Genomic DNA, 1,890 nt, shown 5'->3' with positions numbered 1-1,890 from the left:
CACTTACCCCCGCCGTTCCGGCCACCGCCCCCCGTCACAATCGCGGGGGCCCGCCCCCGGCTGGGCCCGCGCCCCGGGCATTGGCCGGGGGGCTCTGCGGCCGGGGGATCACTTGGGCGGCATCAGGACGCTGTCGATGATGTAGACGGTCGCGTTGGCGGTCTGGACGTTGCCGCAGACGACCTTGGCGTCGTCGCCGACGGTGTAGGAGTCGCCCGAGCCGCTGCTCTTGAGCATGGCGCCGTTCAGCGTCTTGAAGTCGCCCGCCCCCAGCCCGTCCGGCGCGACCTGCCGGCCGACCACGTGGTACGTGAGGATCCCCGTCAGCGTCTTCTTGTCCGACAGGACCTTGTCGAGCGTCTCCTTCGGGATCTTCGCGAACGCGTCGTTGGTGGGCGCGAACACGGTGATGTTCTTCGACGAGTTGAGCGTGTCCACCAGGCCGGCCTTCTTCACGGCGCCGACCAGCGTGGACAGCACCGGGTTGTTGGACGCGGCGGTCGCGACGGGGTCGGCCGCCATGCCCTGGAAGCTGCCCTTGCCGGACGCCGGGACGGCCGAGCACGCGGGCCCGAACGGCCCGCCGGCGGAGGGCGCGCCGCTCGGCGAGGCGGCCGGCGCGGACGATCCGGCCGGAGCGGCGGCGGCGTCGCCCTTGTCGTCGCCGGAGCAGGCCGCCGCGCCGGTGGCGAGGGCGGTCGCCGCGAGGACGCCGGCGACGATGCGGTTGCGGTACATGGGGAACTCCTCTTGTCGGTGACTTCTCGTCGGTGACTTTCACTGGCTCGGATGCGGACGGGCTCAGGTCACGGTGACCACCACCGAATGCCATCCGGTGGCGCCGTCCGGGGACGGCGGGGCGCGGTGCCCGGGCTGCGTGCGGCCGGTCCCGTCGGTGGCGCGGCAGCGGAGCGTGTGGGAGCCGGGAACGGCGTCCCAGTCGGCGACCCACTGCCGCCATGTGTCCAGGCCGGGGACGGGCGCGAGCCGCGCCTCCCGCCAGGGACCGTCGTCGACCTGCCATTCGACGGCGTCGACGCCGCGGTGCTGCGCCCACGCGGTGCCCGCGACGGCGACGCGTCCCGCCCTCACGGCGGCGAGCGGCCTCGGCACGTCGATCCGGGAGAACGTCTTGACCGGCGCGTTCTCGGCGTAGCCGCGCTCCGTCCAGTACGCGCGGTCGGTCGCGAAGCGCGTGACCTTGAGGTCGACCACCCACTTGGTGGCCGAGACGTAGCCGTAGAGGCCCGGGACGACCATGCGCGCGGGGAAGCCGTGGGCGATCGGCAGCGGCTCGCCGTTCATGCCGACGGCGAGCATCGCGTCCCGGCCGTCGAGGATCGTCTCGATCGGGGTGGACAGCGTCATGCCGTCGGCCGAGCGGGACAGGATCTGGTCGGCGCCGGAGTGGATCCCCGCCCTGCGCAGCAGCGGCGCGAGCGGGGCGCCCAGCCAGCGGGCGTTGCCCGCGAGGTCGCCGCCGACCTGGTTGGAGACGCACGCCAGGGTGATGTCGCGTTCGATCAGCGCCTCGCGCAGGAGGTCGTCGAACGACATCTCGACGGGGCGGCCGACCATGCCGTGGATGCGCAGCGTCCAGTCGCGCGGGTCGACCTGGGGCAGGGTGAGCGCGGTGTCGACGCGGTAGAAGTCCCGGACGGACGTGTGGAACGGCGTCATCCCCGCCGCCCGCACCTGCGCGCCCGGGGGCACCGGACGCGCCGCGCTCGCCGGACGCGGCAGCCGCAGGCCGGCCCGGACGGAGGTGACGGCGCCACCGCGCTTCTCGACGTCAGCGACGGGCTCGTCCAGGACCTCGTGTACATCGCCGTCGCGAGCGGCGTCCGGATCGACCTCGACTCCGCCTCCGTGCCCGTCCCGGAGATCCTC

The 1,890-nt window shown here is 73.9% G+C and carries 2 protein-coding genes; both read right to left on the bottom strand.

All coding sequences use genetic code 11. From position 1 onward, the window contains the following. Nucleotides 1-108: 108 nt before the first annotated feature. Entirely contained in the window at nt 109-738 is a 630-nt protein-coding gene (locus AB0C69_RS41890; protein ID WP_360362411.1) for a fasciclin domain-containing protein, read from the bottom strand. Between the two features lie 63 nt (nt 739-801). Beyond that, nucleotides 802-1,890 (bottom strand): molybdopterin-dependent oxidoreductase (locus AB0C69_RS41885; RefSeq protein ID WP_360362408.1); only part of this gene is annotated, 1,089 nt, incomplete at its 5' end.

It is taken from the genome of Actinomadura sp. NPDC048032 (genome assembly GCF_040653175.1).
Classification (GTDB): Bacteria; Actinomycetota; Actinomycetes; order Streptosporangiales; family Streptosporangiaceae; genus Spirillospora; species Spirillospora verrucosospora.
The sequence above is the reverse complement of the archived record's forward strand: the minus strand, read 5'-3'. Positions and strand labels throughout refer to the sequence as shown.

What these genes read in the sequence shown, in the direction of transcription:
- AB0C69_RS41890 (WP_360362411.1), bottom strand. Translation starts at nt 738, where the DNA reads ATGTACCGCAACCGCATCGTCGCCGGCGTCCTCGCGGCGACCGCCCTC.